The organism is Bradyrhizobium uaiense (genome assembly GCF_010811875.1).
GTDB lineage: Bacteria > Pseudomonadota > Alphaproteobacteria > Rhizobiales > Xanthobacteraceae > Bradyrhizobium > Bradyrhizobium uaiense.
Genome location: NZ_VKHP01000011.1, coordinates 15,092 through 29,367 on the forward strand (window position 1 = coordinate 15,092; position 14,276 = coordinate 29,367).

A 14,276-nucleotide genomic window follows, 5' to 3' on the forward strand; every position below is an offset into this window, starting at 1 on the left:
AAGTGGCAGGGACGAAAATATTTCGGTTTATCGGAATGACAATCCGGTGTATGGTTTGCGCGTCTCACCCGATCGAGGGGCGCTTCGCGATCGTCACGAACGCGGTGTGAGATGCGGTGGACGCCGAGGTCGCGACTGACGAGGGCGATCGAAGCGGACGGCGAAGTCGTGCAGGCCTGACGCCCTAGTGGTAGGTGTCTCCTTGTAGAACGCGCAGCGTTCTATGAAGACGGTGACAACAAAGCCCAGTCTCGCCGGGGAGAGCACGTATAAGCCGTAAGCCATCGCGCAGGGAAAGCCGGATTGCTCCGGTTACACCTGTGGTCCTACCCCCGAGCGTTCTACCTTTTGCTCGGGGCCCATGGGTGCAATCGGCACCCGGCTTTCCCTGCGCCCTCTGGAAGAGGAGGGTGGAACGAAGAGCAAAGCTCGGGCAATCATGTCGCGAGAACGCGGATGTATGATCAAGTCAGTCCCGTCATCCTGAGGTGCGAGCCTCTTTGGCGAGCCTCGAAGGATCGACGGCCACCAGCCGGGCCGTGCATCCTTCGAGGCTCGCTCCGCTCGCACCTCAGGATGACGGTTCGAGAGCTTTCTCGGACAATAAGCCACCAGCATTCGCGCCCGGCGAACTCGCCATTGCCAAACCTCGCATTGACCGTTGGGCCATGGCCGGGCACAGCGTGCGGGCGGTGTCGTTGAACGGTCGCGAGAGCCGAAGGAGATACCGTCGGATCGGATTTTGCAGTGCAGCAATGGCGCAATTAGCCCCTGCTAAAGGGGCAATGGCAATCGTCGGTGCTTGTCTGTAATGGTGCGACCGGATGTCCCGGGGCCGGTGTTCGTGCTCCGCAATTACGCGGGAGGAAACATGCGTAAACTCATTTTGGCTGCGGCGTCGATCGCGGCCTTGACCTTTGTCGGGCAGGCCTCGGCGCAGTCGCCGATCGTCCTCAAGTTCAGCCACGTGGTGGCGTCGGATACGCCGAAGGGCAAGGCGGCCGACAAGTTCAAGGAACTCGCCGAGAAGTACACCGGCGGCAAGGTGAAGGTCGAGGTGTATCCGAACTCGACGCTCTACAAGGACAAGGAAGAGCTCGAGGCGCTGCAGCTCGGCGCCGTGCAGATGCTGGCGCCGTCGAACTCGAAGTTCGGCCCGATCGGCATCAAGGAATTCGAAGTCTTCGATCTGCCCTACATCCTCCCTGACCTGAAATCGCTGCGCAAGGTGACCGACGGCCCGCTCGGCGCGCAGCTGCTCAAGAAGCTGGATTCCAAGGGCATGACTGGTCTCGCCTATTGGGACAACGGCTTCAAGCAGATGAGCGCGAACAAGAAGCTCGTCGCGCCATCCGACTACAAGGGGCTCAAGTTCCGCATCCAGTCGTCGAAGGTGCTGGAAGCCCAGTTCCGCGCGCTCGGCGCGATCCCGCAGGTGATGGCATTCTCCGACGTCTACCAGGCGCTGCAGACCGGCGTGGTCGACGGCCAGGAGAACACCTGGTCGAACATCTACACCCAGAAAATGCATGAGGTGCAGAAGTACGCCACCGTCACCAATCACGGCTACATCGGCTACGTCGTGGTCGTGAACAAGAAGTTCTGGGACGGCCTGCCGGCCGATATCCGCGACGAGTTCTCCAAGGCGATGAAGGAAGCCACCGAGTTCGGCAACAGCCAGTCGGCCAAGGAAAACGAAGACGCGCTCGCCGAGATCAAGAAGGCCGGCAAGACCGAGATCGTCGCCTTGACGCCGGAGCAGGATGAGGCGATGCGCAAGGCGATGATGCCGGTCTACAAGGACGTGGCGTCGCGTGTCGGCCAGCCGCTGATCGACGAATTCCTGAAGGAAACGGGCCGCAGCCCGATGAACTAAGGCATGATCCGGAACACCGGTTTTCCGGATAGATCATGCTCAACAGAACGCGGATCTGAACCGCAAATCTAACGAATGCCGCGGCCACGTGAGGCCGCGGTTTGGGTGCCGTGGCCGGTTGCCGCATCAGGCCATGACAGGGGAGATCAATGCTGCTTAAAATTCTGGACCGGCTCGAGGAAATCATTATCGCGAGCCTGATGGGCGTTGCGACGCTCTTGACCTTCGTCACGGTCGTGCACCGCTTTCTGGTCGACGTTCCTGTGCTCTATCCGTACCTGTTCGGCATCAACCTCGCCTGGTCGCAGGAACTCTGCATCTACATGTTCATCTGGATGGCGAAGTTCGGCGCCGCCTATGGCGTGCGCACCGGCATCCATGTCGGCGTCGACGTGCTGATCAACCGCCTCAATGACGTCTGGCGCAAGCGCACCATCACTTTCGGCCTGCTCGGCGGCGCGCTGTTCACCGCGATCGTCGGCACCATGGGTGCCAAGTTCGTGTTCGAGCTGATGCACACCGACCAGGTCTCGCCGGACATGGAGATCCCGAGCTGGATCGTCTACGCCTGCATCCCGCTCGGCTCCTATCTGATGTGCTTCCGCTTCCTGCAAGTGTGCTGGAACTACTGGTGGACCGACGAGCTGCCACATCATGACGCCTCGCATGTCGACGGCGTCGAGACCAGCAAGACTGCGCCTGTCGCGCTTGGAGAAGCGTGATGAGCGCCGCACTTATTTTCGGACTGCTGTTTGCCCTGATGCTGACGGGCATGCCGATCTCGATTTCGCTCGGCCTGACCGTGCTCACCTTCCTGTTCACGATGACCGAGGTGCCGATCGAGAGCGTCGGCCTGAAGCTGTTTTCAGGCCTCGACAATTTCGGGATCATGGCGATCCCGTTCTTCATCCTGGCCGGCACCTTCCTGACTCGCGGCGGCGTCGCGCGGCGGATGATCGCGTTCACGACCTCATTAGTGGGGCATCTGCCGGGCGGCCTGGGACTCGCCGGCGTTGCGGCGTGCGCGATGTTCGCAGCGATCTCGGGCTCGAGCGTCGCCACGGTGGTCGCGATCGGCTCGATCATGATGCCGGCGATGGTCGATCACGGCTATCCGAAGCGGTTCGGCGTCGGTGTGATCTCGACCTCGGGCGCGCTCGGCATCCTGGTGCCGCCCTCGATCATCCTGGTGCTGTACGGCGTCTCCACCAACACCTCGATCGGTGCGCTGTTCATGGCCGGCATCGTGCCCGGCGTCCTGCTTGCGCTGATGCTTGCCGCGGTGACCTTCTTCGTCGCCCAGCGCAACGGCTATCCGAAGATGCCGCGCGCGACCATCGGCCAGCAGTTCACGGCATTCCGCGAAAGCGTCTGGGGCCTGTCGCTGATCGCGATCGTGCTCGGCGGCATCTATGGCGGCATCTTCACGCCGACCGAAGCGGCCGCGGTCGCCGCGACCTACGCCTTCTTCATCACCGTGTTCGTCTACAAGGAGCTGAAGCTCTCCGAGGTGCCGAAGGTGCTGCTGCAGGCGGCGAGCATGAGCTCGATGCTGCTCTACATCATCACCAACGCGGTGCTGTTCTCGTTCCTGATGACGCATGAGCAGATCCCGCAGGAGATGGCGGCCTGGATCATCGACAAGAACTTCTCGGTGTGGATGTTCCTGCTCGTCGTCAACGTCATCCTGCTGCTCGCCGGCAACGTGATGGACCCGTCGTCGATCCTCCTGATCATGGCGCCGATCCTGTTTCCGCTGGCGACCAAGCTCGGTGTACACCCGGTGCATCTCGGCATCCTGATGATCGTCAACACCGAGGTCGGGCTGTGCCATCCGCCTGTTGGCCTCAACCTCTATATCGCGAGCAGTATCGCCAAGATGGGGATCAGCGAGATCACGATCTCGGTGCTGCCGTGGCTATGCGCGATGCTGGTGTTCCTCGGCCTGATCACTTACGTGCCGGAGATATCGCTGTGGCTGCCGCGGCTGCTCGGAATGATCTGACGCAAATCAGAAATCCAGGGCGCGACCTTGCGCTTTGGATGTTTCTGACGAGCAACGAAGCGGATTACATCTTGGTAAGGCAGGTCTCTCTGTCCAATCCGTAAGTTGAAGGCAGCAGCAGGGGGTATCATCTTCGAGCAACCTTCAAAGGAGGTTCGGATGAATAAAGTTCTGCTCGCCGGTGTCGCGGCGCTCACGATCGCCGGTTCGACTGTGGTCTATGCCCAGCATCGTCCCTGGTTCCACGGACACATGCGGATGAGCTCCGAGGATCGCACCGCTTTCCTCGACGCGCGCATTGCCGCGGTGCACGCCGGGCTGAAGCTCACAGCCGATCAGGAGAAGCTGTGGCCGCCGGTCGAGGCCGCGGTGCGCGACTTCGCCAAGATGCGGATCGATCGCGCCAATGCGCGGATGGCCGTCGAGAAGACCGACGCGGACAAGGCTGACAAGCCGGGCGATCCTGTCGCGCGCCTGCGCGAGCGCGCCGACAACATGGCGGCGACCGCGACGTCGCTGAAGAAGATCGCCGATGCCGCCGACCCGCTCTACAAGACGCTCGACGACAACCAGAAGCGGCGGCTGACCCTGCTCACCCACATGGAAGGCCGCGGATTCGGCGCCGAGGGCTGGCGCCGCCACCGCCTCGAGCACGGCATGGACCGCTGGGAACGCGGCGGCCGCGACCACCATTTCGACCGGGATGACGGGCCGGATCAGGAGCGCTCGGGCCGGCTCTGAGCGCCTGCGGCCGGCAGCGTCGCCAAGCCTATGAAAGGCCGCCGGAATCCGGCGGCCTTTCGGCCGTCGGGAGGGTTCGTAAAAGTCGGGAAAACTTGCGCCAGCTTGCTGGACATCGCGGAATCGCTTTGCTAAACGACGGCCTCTCTTGCGAGGGTCATTTCCGGACAAGTTCCGGGCGCATAGCTCAGTTGGTAGAGCAGCTGACTCTTAATCAGCGGGTCCCAGGTTCGAGCCCTGGTGCGCCCACCAAGCTTTTCAAAGACTTGGCCAGACCTCGCGCAGAACGGACCTTTCAGTTGGGAGGTCAGTTGGGAGTTTTTGTTCGGTTTCCGTGCTCGTCGACTGCCGATCTCCTCGACGATTGGCGGGATGGCTGCCCGTTACCGCAGCGGCTATCTCGTTTCCGGCGGCGTGGAGCGCTCTCTCACGCAGTAGCCTTGGCGACCGGTGAACGCCTTCACCTGGAATCCATCCACATCCCCAAATCTTATTCTGCTTCTAGCCGTAGACCACGCTCAGCTTCTTGATTGCTGACTCCGCAAGCTCGACACGCCCGCCAAGGTAGTGCGCATCGAGTATCTGCTGCACGGTGGCCATCGAGTGTCCGGTAATCGCGGCGATCTCAGGCACTGAACAATTCGACAGCGCGAGCCGGGTGACGGCGGTTCCGCGTAGGTCATGGAAATGAAGGTCTTTGAGCGACGTCTTCTTGAATGCCTTGTCCCAGCTTGTCCTGAAGCCGTCCTCCGTCCAGGGGCGGCCGAACGAGTTGACCAAAATGGTGACGGCTGAGCGCTTTTCCTTAAGCGCAGCATCAAGGGCCGCTTTTAGCGGTGGTCCTACTGGTATGGTTACGCGCCGGCGGCCCTTGCTGCCGCGTCCCTTCGACTGTCGCATCCGGATATACGTGCCATCATAGTCCTTCCAGGTCAGCCGGAGCAGATCTCCCTGACGCTGGCCTGTCCAGAGCGCGAGCAGGAGAGCGGCCTGTAATTCGATGGACGCTACACCGCAAAAGGCGCGAATGTCCTCGGCGGTCCACACGATTTCCGACCGGTCAGATTCATAAAGCCGGCCGCCGCGTTCGCAGACATTCACGGCAATCTTGCCGTGGTCCTTGGCGACCGAGAGCACGCGCGCGATCGTCGTCCAGACGTAGTCTGCTTTGCGCGGTGTGGAGGAAAACGAGTTGCGGAAGGCCTTGAAGTCTCCTCGCGCACGTCGGTCCTCCACCGCACCGATCGGCATCGCACCGAACTTGGCTTCTACCAACGCGAGGTATTGATCGTAGGCGCGCTTGCTTTTGTAGCCAAGGCCTGTGTACTCGCTCTGGTCCTTGAAGTAGTCGATGAGCGAGCTAAACGTTTCGGTGCTTTTCTTGGGCTTCGCCGCGACTGCCTCACTGAAGAGCCGAACGAAATCCGGAGTGCCCGGCTCTGCATCGATGCGCGGGCCTCCTTTCCAAGCGTACCAGTACGTCTTGACCGTCCCATCAGCGAGTTTTTTTGTAAGGCTGTTGATGCCTTTGAGCCGCATCCGCATTTTGCGAGGCCTTCCATTCGTCGTAGGGTGACAGCTGCGGTCGAATTTTAGAATCCAGACCCGAGATCCGGTCAAGGGCGGCGTCGATGGCTTTTCTATCCCATTTGCGTGTTCCCGGAATCGGTCTTGGCATGATTCCTCGTCGGACCCACTCGTTGAATGCTGAAAGCGAGTCACAGCCTGCGTAAGCCGCAGCTTGTTCTTTCGACATGCCACGGGGCTCGATCATTCGGTGCTCCCACTGCCACAGTTTGAATGGTGCCGAGTGTCGGCAGTCCTTTTGATCAAGGCCGAGACCGCTGCGGAAAAAAGTGTAGGGGGCTTAGCGTCGCAAATTCGGTTACCGTGGAGTGGAAATCGGACAAGTCTGTGAGCGTGAGCGACGCCAGAACGGCTGATGAGATTCATGGGATCGAGCTTCGTCTGGTGCGGCGATCCTCGCCGGGATCCGACACCTAGCTGATTTCGCTTGTGTGCCAGCAAGATAGATCCTGCAATCAGACCGTTATGAGCGACGGGATATCGAGCAGCTTTGTTAATCTTGCTGCGTTTTCGCTTCGGTTCGATCGCGTTTGTCACCGTTCGGTTGAGCCGTTTCTGGTGCGAAACTGGTGCGGCGTTCCGGCTAACGCATAGGTCCAAAGTGTACCCGCACCTGCCGGTGTCTCGGAAAAGTGTGCCGTCCGGGAGACCCGAACTTTCTGTTTTCTATCCCGTCATCCCTGTCTGTTCTCATGCCGCAGCGTCTCAGCCCTTCTAACGGCCGAGAGAATGACGTAGGAGATGGAAGGAAGAGGTTCGAAATGGCTAAGCAGACCGAGAAGAAACAGCCTGCACTTAACGGCGTATCAGCGGCCGAACGAGCGCTCGCGGTGCTCACGGCGTTCCGCAGGGGCGACAGCGCCTTGAGCCTAGCCGAGCTCGCCGAGCGGACCGGTCTGGTCAAGAGCACGATCCTGCGGCTAGCTTTATCGCTGCAACAATACCGCCTGCTCGCGCGCTTGCCGGATGGCTCTTATCGGCTCGACGCGGAGACCTTGCGCCTCGGCACCGCCTATCAGCAGGCGTTTCGCCTTTCCGATCACGTCATGCCCGTGCTTGAGCAGCTCGCCGCGAAAACCGGCGAGACGACCTCCTTCTATGTTCGCAACGGCGAAGAGCGGTTGTGTCTTTTCCGAGTGGAAAGCACCAACCGGATCCGGATGACCGTGCAGCCGGGCGACACCCGTCCGATGGACAAATCGGCCATCGCGCAGACACTTCGTCGGTATGAGTCCGCAGTGCCTGGACCGGACGACGAGCTGCCGCTCTTTACCTCAGGCGTCACGGATCCTCATGCAGCCGCGCTCGCCATGCCCGTGTTCGGCATCGGAGAATCGCTTGTCGGGGCAATCTCGATCTCCGGGCCGATTAGCCGCCTCACGCCTGCGCGGGCGGATCAGATGAAGGGAGCGCTGTTTGAAGCCGCCACCAAGCTCACCCTCGCATGCGGAGGAACTCCATCCGCCGCCATCGGAAAGGGCGCGCGCAAACGGTCCAACCGGACGGCATAAAACGAAACGTCGTTTCATTTTACTTGCCGAGTCCGCCGTCTTGGGCTTATAAGCCTCCCCATAATAAACGATGGGGAGGGCGAACTTCGTGGCACTAGCAATGCTCACGCGCAGGACGATCCTTGCTGGACTGGGCGCATCGCTGGTTCCGCACGTTGCGACTGCGCAGGCCGAGGAGGTGCGTTGGTCGAGCGGCTCCGGGAAGCCGCGTTTCATTGCGCCGGCCGGCGCGACGGACTGTCATTTCCATACCTATGACAAGACCTATCCCCTCATGAAGGGCGCGACCCTGCTGCCGGAGGACGCCTTGCCTGACGATTACCGCGCTCTGCAGCGCCGGATCGGCACGACGCGGGGCGTGATCATCCAGCCTTCCACTTACGGCATCGACAACCGGCTGCAGATCGCGTCACGGCAGGCGCTTGGCGCAGAGAATTTTCGCGTGATTGCCGTCGTTGCGGAGGACATTTCCGACGTCGACCTGCGTCGGCTCGACGAACAAGGTGTCCGCGGCGTTCGCTTCAACCTTGGCTTTCCCGGCGTGCTGACGGTGGAGTCGCTCAAGCCGCTCGCGCCGCGGCTCGCCGATCTTGGCTGGCACTGCCAGATCAACATGCGCCCCAAGCAGATTGAGGACCATGCCGATCTGCTGGCTTCCCTGCCAGGACGTCTCGTGTTCGATCACCTAGCGCAGGTGCCGCAACCGGCCGGCGTTGAGAGCGCGCCCTACAAGATCATTCGTGGCCTGATCGACCGCGGCAAGACCTGGGTCAAGCTGTCCGGTCCCTATGTGTCGAGCAAGCAGGGCGCGCCTGATTACGCCGACGCAGGCGTCGTTGCGGCCGCTTACGTGAAGGCCGCGCCGGAGCGGCTGGTGTGGGGCAGTGACTGGCCGCATCCGTCGGAACGGGACAGCAAGCCGGATGATGCGCGCCTGTTCGATCTCTTCGCCCAATGCGCGGGGAGCGACGTCGTATTCAAGCGTATCCTCGTCGACAACCCAGCCGAGCTCTATGGCTTTCCGAAAGTCGCTCCATGACATTCTTCAGCCCGCCGCGCCGGATCGAGACCAGCATCTTCACGCGGCTTCCGGACCGGTTCCGCAACCCCCGTCGCACGGCGTGGGCCGATGCCAATCAGGGCGGTCGTGAGATCGACTCGTTCCTCGAGGGCCCCTCGTTCGATCGGCAGGGCCGGCTCTACATCACCGATATTCCCTACGGGCGCATCTTCCGGACCAACGAGGGTGGCGAATGGGAGCTCGTGTCGGAATATGATGGGTGGCCGAACGGACTGAAGATCCATCGCGACGGCCGCATCTTCATCACGGACTACAAGCGCGGCATCATGCTGCTGGACCCCACGAGCGGCAAGGTGACCCCGCATCTCGAAACCGCTGCGAGCGAGAGCTTCAAGGGCGTCAACGATCTGGTCTTCGCGCCATCAGGCAATCTCTATTTCACCGATCAGGGCCAGACCGGGATGCATGATCCCACCGGCCGGGTCTGGAAGCTCACGCCGGATGGCCGGCTCACTTGCCTGCTCAACACGATTCCCAGCCCGAACGGCATCGTCGTCGACCCCGAGGAGAGCTTTCTGCTCGTCGCAGTGACGCGCGCCAACCAGATCTGGCGCGTACCGCTGCCAACCAGCGGCCTGACAACGAAGGTCGGGATATTCTCGCATCTGCACGGCGGCCCCGGCGGTCCTGACGGACTTGCGCTCGACAGCGGCGGCAATCTACTGGTCTGTCACACCGGCTTCGGCTCGATCTGGCGGCTCTCGCCCTTGGCCGAGCCGCTCGATCGCATCGTCTCCTGCGCGGGCGTCGGCACGACCAATCTTGCTTTTGGCGGACCCGAGCGAAAGAGCCTCTTCATCACTGAAAGCCGCACAGGCACGCTGCTGCGCGCCGAGCTCGAGACACCGGGCATGGCGATGTTCTCGCACGCCGAATAGGTTAGCATCTGCTCAGGCATGCGAGCAAAGCCTGAGCCGGATGGGCCAGCGCCCGCTGGTCCATGATCTTGACCTGCGATCGGCACGAGTAGCCTGTTGCGAGCAGGTGGCCGCTTTGAGCCCATCGATTGACGTGAGGTCCCCAGCTCATTCCGTAGATGTACTCGGACGTCGCGCGATGTTCGGCCTCGTGGCCATACGTGCCCGCCATTCCACAGCATCCTGAAGGCAGCACCTGCAAGCTCGCGCCGGCTGCGGGGAACGCGGTTTGCCAGTCGCGCAGAGTGGAAAGGGCGAGCGAGCGCTCCGAGCAGTGTGGCAGTAGCAGGTACTCGTCACCCGCGCTTGAAGCCTTCGGGATCGCGTTGTGGTGACGCGCCAGCCGTTCCTGAACCAGGAGAACGGGCGGCGGCCGGTCCGCCTCAGCCAACATCCCGTATTCCGACCGGTAGGTCAGCGTCATCGAGGCATCGACACCGACCAGCTCGACGCCGGTGGCAGCGAGATCGCGCAGCATCGCGGCATTGCGCGAGGCGGTGCGGGTAAAGGCGCCGAGGAAGCCGTGCACGTGCAGCGGCTTCCCGTTTGCCCGGAACGGCGCGACGAACGGCCGGAAGCGGATTGCGCGCATCAGATCCAGCACGGCGAGCACGACATGCAACTCATAGTAGCTCGTGAAGGCGTCCTGCACCAGCACCACGCTGCGCGCGCGTTCCTCGATCGAGAGCGCCGCCAACGTCTTGGGCGTTGCGATCGCGATCCCGCGAGCCGCCAGTTCCGCCTGGATCGAGAGGTCGGAGAATTTCGGAGAATGCACCAGTCCGATGGCACGCATCAATGCGCGGCCGGGTGGGCTGTCGATCAGGACGTTGTATAGGCCGCTCACCTTGCCAAGTGCGGGCAGCATCGATTCCAGCGAGCCGACCAGATGGTCCCGCAGCGGCCGCAGATAGCGGCCATGGTAGACCTCGAGAAATTTCGCGCGAAAGGTCGGTAGTCGACCTTGATCGGGCATTGCCCGCTGCACGACTTGCAGGCGAGGCATCCATCCATCGCCTCTTTCACGGCATGCGAGAAATCAGCCTCGCGCGCCCAGCTGTTGCGCAGTCGCGCGGGAAAGTCGCGCCAGCGCGAGGCTTTCCGAAGCGCCGCCGCTTCGCTCACGGGATCGACGCCGAGTGCCGCGAGCTGCCGCAGCCATTCCCGGATCAGCGACGCGCGACCCTTCGGCGAATGCCGGCGATCGCGCGTCGCCTTATAGGAGGGGCACATCGCCTCATTCGGGTCCCAGGAGAAGCAGGCCCCGTTGCCGTTGCAATGGAGCGCCTCGTCATAGGCGGAGCGGAGTGAGGCGGGGATCGTTCGGTCGAGCTGGCCGCGTGTGGTCAGCCCGTCGATCGCCAGCAATTGGCCGCCCGCGGGTGCTGCGATCTTTCCGGGATTGAGCCGATTGCGCGGATCGAATGCCGCCTTGATGGATTGCAGGACCGGGTAGAGCGGCCCGAAGAAGCGCGGCGAGAATTCCGAGCGCACGCCCTTGCCGTGCTCGCCCCACAGCAGGCCGCCATATTTGCTGGTGAGGCGGACGACCTCTTCGGTGATCTCGCGGATCAGCGGCTCCTGGGTAGGGGCCTTCATGTCGATGGCCGGGCGGACATGCAGCACGCCGGCATCGACATGGCCGAACATGCCATAGACCAGCCCACGCGCGTCCAGCAGCGCGCGGAGTTCGGCGATATAGTCGGCGAGGTTCTCGGGCGGAACGGCGGTGTCCTCCACGAAGGGGATCGGCCGCTTGTCGCCTTGCATATTGCCGAGCAGACCGACGGATTTCCTCCGCATCGTCCAGATCGCGTTCACCTCGGCCTCGCCGTGCGCCACGGTGAAGCCGCGGCGGCCGCGCGACGGATCGGCCGCGCCAAGCGCCTCGGTCATCCGGCGAACCGGGACCTCGACGTCCAGCTCGCTATCGCCGACGAATTCGACGAGATTGACGCCGGTGGCGCGTTGCCCGTCGTCTTCGGGGAAGTATTGCCGGACCTGGTCCCAGACCACATCGTTTTGCGCCAGACCAAGCACTCTGGAATCGACGGTCTCGATGGAAGCGGCGCCGAACCGGATCAGCTCTTGCACGTCGCGCAAGGCGGCATCGAAGCTGCCATAGCGCACGTTGACGAGGGCGCTGTGCCTCGGGATCGGCTCCACGTTCAGCTTGGCTTCGGCAATCAGCGCCAGCGTGCCTTCGCTGCCGCAGAGGATCGAGTTCAGGTTGAAGCGGCCGCGATCGTCGCGGATGTGGGCGAGGTCATAGCCGGTCAAACAGCGGTTCAGCTTGGGGAAGTGCGCTGCGATCTGGTCCGCCTGCTCGCGCTGGATCGCGTCGACCAGCCGATGCACGGCACCGACGAGATCGGTTTGTCGCTGGATTTGCTGCAACTCCTGATCATCGAGCGGCCTCGACGTCCACACCGTGCCGTCCAGCAAGACGGTCGTCAGTTCCAGCACGTGGTCGCGCGTCTTGCCATAGAGGCAGGAGCCCTGGCCGCTGGCGTCAGTGCTGATCATGCCGCCGATCGTGGCGCGATTCGAGGTCGAGAGCTCCGGCGGGAAGAACAGGCCGTGCTCCGCCAGCGCCGCGTTGAGCTGATCCTTCACCACGCCGGCCTGCACCCGCACCCAGCGTTCGGTCGGGTTGATCTCGATGATCCCGTTCATGTGGCGCGAGACGTCGACCACAAGACCTTCCGTCAGCGACTGACCGTTGGTGCCCGTTCCGCCGCCGCGAGGCGCGAAGACGATGTCCTTGAAGCGATCGTCGGCCGTAGCCCGCACGATGCGCACGAGATCGTCGATGCTGCGCGGGAAGGCCACGAGTTGCGGGAGCAATTGGTAGATCGAGTTGTCGGTTGCCGACACGATCCGGTCGCCAGAGGACGGCGCCAAGTCGCCTTCGAACCCACGCACCCAGAGTTCCGCGGCCAATTCGGCATGCAGCGGGGCAGGGGCCCGCATATCGGAAATGCGTCGCAGCATGTGTCTCCCAGAGCCTCCCGGACGCCGTAACCGACAGTCAGCCCTCCACTTTTCGAGTGGAACCCCGCATTCGGGCCGGCGCAAGCCTTCTGTTGTGCAATTTCAAAAATGAAACATCGTTTCAAAATAAATTGCAACGGCGTTCTATTTTTGTTAAGTGGCGCCATGACCGGGGAAACACCGGCGTCGGAGGAAATCCATGGCAAGTGTCAACGCCGGTTCGGCCGGCGCCGCCTTCACACCCGAGCAGGAGAAGATCCTGTCGAAAGTGATGTGGCGAATCGTGCCCTTCCTGCTGCTCTGCTACATCGTCGCTTATCTCGACCGGGTGAATGTCGGCATTGCCAGCCTGACCATGAACCATGACCTCGGCATCTCGCCGTCCGAATTCGGCTGGAGCGCCGGACTGTTCTTCTTCGGCTATTTCCTGGCGGAGGTGCCGAGCAACCTTGCCTTGCAGGCGATCGGCGCCCGCAAATGGATCGCCCGGATCCTGCTCACCTGGGGACTGATTTCGGCCGCGACCGCGTTCGTAGCCGGTCCGGTGAGCTTCGGCGTGATGCGCTTCCTGCTCGGGCTCGGCGAGGCCGGCTTCACGCCGGGCGTGTTCCTCTACTTCACCTACTGGTTTCCGGCGCGGATCCGCGGCACGGCGACCGCGGCGTTCCTGCTCGGTATCCCGATCGCGAATATCATCGGTGCTCCGATATCGAGTTCGCTGCTGACACTCGACGGCGTGGGTGGCCTGCATGGTTGGCAATGGCTGCTGATCCTCGAGGCTTTGCCGGCAACCGTGCTCGGCTTCGTGTGCTTCTTCACGCTGACCGACAAGCCCGGACAGGCCAAGTGGCTGAGCCCTGACGAGCGGCGTTGGCTTGCCGAGGTGCTGGCGGCGGAGCGCGAGGCCATTGCCACAAAACATCCGTCGCGACTCAGGGATGCCTTCATCAATTGGCGCGTGCTCGCCTGCGCCGCCGTCAACTTCTGCGCCATCATCGGCTCCGTCGGCCTTGGCTTGTGGATGCCGCAAATCATCAAGGGCCTCGGCTTCGGTGTCGTGGCCGTCGGCTTCGTCGCGGCCGTGCCTTACATCTGTGGCGCCATCGCCATGATGCTGTGGGCACGCCTGTCGGACAAAGGTGGTGAACGCAGCTGGTTCGTGGCATCCGCGCTGCTCGTGGGCGCAGCATCGCTGATCGTCTGCGGTTACGCGACGTCGTCCGCGCTGGTCTCGATCGTCGCGCTCTGCGGCGCCGTGGTCGGTATCATGTGCTACCAGTCCACGTTCTGGCCGATCCCGTCGAGCTTCCTGACCGGCAGCGCGGCCGCCGGCGGCCTCGCGATGATCGTCTCGATCGGCAATCTCGGCGGCTTCGTCGGTCCCTATCTCATCGGTGTGATCAAGCAGGCGACCGACAGTTTCTCCTGGGCACTGCTCTCGGTCGCAGCATTTCTCGTCCTTGCCGCCATCCTCATCCGCGTGGTTGGCGTCAGCCTGCAGCGACAGGCCGGCTCGGCCGACGACCGCACCCGCCCAATCGCACCCCTCTCGAAAGGAATCTGA

General features: G+C 62.6%; 10 protein-coding genes, 1 tRNA gene and 1 pseudogene. 9 read left to right on the forward strand and 3 right to left on the reverse strand.

All coding sequences use genetic code 11. From position 1 onward, the window contains the following. The first annotated feature begins 871 nt into the window (after positions 1–871). From FNJ47_RS05010 to FNJ47_RS05030, 5 genes are all read left to right on the forward strand, one after another. On the forward strand, positions 872–1,876 hold the full coding sequence (locus FNJ47_RS05010; protein WP_163151229.1) for a TRAP transporter substrate-binding protein: 1,005 nt from the start codon (positions 872–874) through the stop codon (positions 1,874–1,876). Positions 1,877–2,025: 149 nt separating this feature from the next. Further along, a complete protein-coding gene (locus tag FNJ47_RS05015; protein ID WP_163151231.1) occupies positions 2,026–2,598 on the forward strand; it encodes a TRAP transporter small permease in 573 nt (190 codons plus the stop codon). Further along, positions 2,598–3,881, forward strand: a complete 1,284-nt coding sequence (locus FNJ47_RS05020; protein ID WP_163151233.1) for a TRAP transporter large permease — start codon at positions 2,598–2,600, stop codon at positions 3,879–3,881. Before FNJ47_RS05015 ends, FNJ47_RS05020 begins: the two co-directional genes overlap by 1 nt. Before the next feature lie 159 nt (positions 3,882–4,040). Continuing rightward, a complete protein-coding gene (locus FNJ47_RS05025; protein ID WP_163151235.1) occupies positions 4,041–4,622 on the forward strand; it encodes a Spy/CpxP family protein refolding chaperone in 582 nt (193 codons plus the stop codon). Between the two features lie 176 nt (positions 4,623–4,798). Continuing rightward, positions 4,799–4,874 (forward strand) — tRNA-Lys (locus FNJ47_RS05030). 249 nt (positions 4,875–5,123) lie between these two features. Here the strand turns inward: FNJ47_RS05030 and FNJ47_RS05035 are convergent. Together FNJ47_RS05035 and FNJ47_RS05040 are read right to left on the reverse strand one after the other, a co-directional pair. Continuing rightward, positions 5,124–6,167, reverse strand: a complete 1,044-nt coding sequence (locus tag FNJ47_RS05035) for a tyrosine-type recombinase/integrase (protein ID WP_163151237.1) — start codon at positions 6,165–6,167, stop codon at positions 5,124–5,126. Then, positions 6,118–6,396 carry a hypothetical protein gene (locus FNJ47_RS05040; RefSeq protein ID WP_163151239.1) on the reverse strand — a complete coding sequence of 93 codons (279 nt, stop codon included), beginning with the start codon at positions 6,394–6,396 and terminating at the stop codon, positions 6,118–6,120. The genes FNJ47_RS05035 and FNJ47_RS05040 overlap by 50 nt, the downstream gene beginning before the upstream one ends. 574 nt (positions 6,397–6,970) lie before the next feature. On the opposite strand from FNJ47_RS05040, the gene FNJ47_RS05045 reads away from it, so the two are divergent. The 3 genes from FNJ47_RS05045 to FNJ47_RS05055 all read left to right on the forward strand — a co-directional run bounded on the left by FNJ47_RS05045 (position 6,971) and on the right by FNJ47_RS05055 (position 9,679). Next, on the forward strand, positions 6,971–7,720 hold the full coding sequence (locus FNJ47_RS05045; RefSeq protein WP_163151240.1) for an IclR family transcriptional regulator: 750 nt from the start codon (positions 6,971–6,973) through the stop codon (positions 7,718–7,720). A gap of 88 nt (positions 7,721–7,808) precedes the next feature. Beyond that, the gene (locus FNJ47_RS05050; protein WP_347341609.1) at positions 7,809–8,759 is read left to right on the forward strand and encodes an amidohydrolase family protein; all 951 of its coding nucleotides are present in this window, start codon (positions 7,809–7,811) and stop codon (positions 8,757–8,759) included. Further along, positions 8,756–9,679, forward strand: a complete 924-nt coding sequence (locus FNJ47_RS05055) for an SMP-30/gluconolactonase/LRE family protein (protein ID WP_163151244.1) — start codon at positions 8,756–8,758, stop codon at positions 9,677–9,679. The genes FNJ47_RS05050 and FNJ47_RS05055 overlap by 4 nt, the downstream gene beginning before the upstream one ends. A 1-nt stretch (position 9,680) precedes the next feature. Here FNJ47_RS05055 and ydiJ read toward each other — a convergent pair. Next, positions 9,681–12,712, reverse strand: a pseudogene (gene ydiJ, locus FNJ47_RS05060) (D-2-hydroxyglutarate dehydrogenase YdiJ). A gap of 199 nt (positions 12,713–12,911) precedes the next feature. On the opposite strand from ydiJ, the gene FNJ47_RS05065 reads away from it, so the two are divergent. Then, complete coding sequence (locus FNJ47_RS05065) at positions 12,912–14,276, forward strand: MFS transporter (protein WP_163151246.1); 1,365 nt, start codon at positions 12,912–12,914, stop codon at positions 14,274–14,276.

Bases quoted from the DNA above. Each gene is read 5' to 3' on its own strand.
- FNJ47_RS05055 (WP_163151244.1), top strand. From the start codon at position 8,756: ATGACATTCTTCAGCCCGCCGCGCCGGATCGAGACCAGCATCTTCACG.
- FNJ47_RS05045 (WP_163151240.1), top strand. From the start codon at position 6,971: ATGGCTAAGCAGACCGAGAAGAAACAGCCTGCACTTAACGGCGTATCA.
- FNJ47_RS05025 (WP_163151235.1), top strand. From the start codon at position 4,041: ATGAATAAAGTTCTGCTCGCCGGTGTCGCGGCGCTCACGATCGCCGGT.
- FNJ47_RS05020 (WP_163151233.1), top strand. From the start codon at position 2,598: ATGAGCGCCGCACTTATTTTCGGACTGCTGTTTGCCCTGATGCTGACG.
- FNJ47_RS05010 (WP_163151229.1), top strand. From the start codon at position 872: ATGCGTAAACTCATTTTGGCTGCGGCGTCGATCGCGGCCTTGACCTTT.
- FNJ47_RS05015 (WP_163151231.1), top strand. From the start codon at position 2,026: ATGCTGCTTAAAATTCTGGACCGGCTCGAGGAAATCATTATCGCGAGC.
- FNJ47_RS05035 (WP_163151237.1), bottom strand. From the start codon at position 6,167: ATGCGGATGCGGCTCAAAGGCATCAACAGCCTTACAAAAAAACTCGCT.
- FNJ47_RS05040 (WP_163151239.1), bottom strand. From the start codon at position 6,396: ATGATCGAGCCCCGTGGCATGTCGAAAGAACAAGCTGCGGCTTACGCA.
- FNJ47_RS05065 (WP_163151246.1), top strand. From the start codon at position 12,912: ATGGCAAGTGTCAACGCCGGTTCGGCCGGCGCCGCCTTCACACCCGAG.